A 503-nucleotide genomic window follows, 5' to 3' on the forward strand; every position below is an offset into this window, starting at 1 on the left:
ATGCCGGCGGCGAGATTGGTGATCCGGCGCGTCGCCGGATAGCCGCCCGTGCCGGTGCCGTTGCCGATCGACACCACGCCCGCCTCGGTGGCGCGCGCGCCCGCACCGAGGGCGACGCTGTTGACGCCGTTCGCCCATGCGCTCAGACCCAGCGCGGTCGCGTTCTGCGCGTAGGCGTAGGAATCGCGGCCCACCGCGGTGGTGCCGACGGCGGTCGCCCAGGCGAACTGGCCCACCGAGGTCGTGTTGTCCGCCGTCGCCCAGGCCGAGCCACCCAGCGCGGTGCTGTTGAGACCGGTCGCACGCGAGGTGCTGCCGGCGGCCAGGCTGGTGGCACCGCTGGCGCTGGCGCCGTTGCCGACGGCGATCGCGTTCGCGCCACTGGCGGTGGCGCCCACGCCGACGGCGGTCGTGTTGGTGCCCGAGGCATCGGCGCCGTAGCCGAGCGCGGTCGACAGGAAGCCCGTCGCCTCGCTGTAGCTGCCGGTCGCCGTCGCCCCGTC

General features: G+C 75.1%; 1 pseudogene. It reads right to left on the reverse strand.

Annotated features, from left to right (window positions below):
* Positions 1 to 503, reverse strand: a pseudogene (locus PQS31_RS17025) (hypothetical protein); the annotation flags it as partial.

The sequence above is a fragment of the Luteimonas sp. BLCC-B24 genome (assembly GCF_028550595.1).
GTDB lineage: Bacteria > Pseudomonadota > Gammaproteobacteria > Xanthomonadales > Xanthomonadaceae > Luteimonas.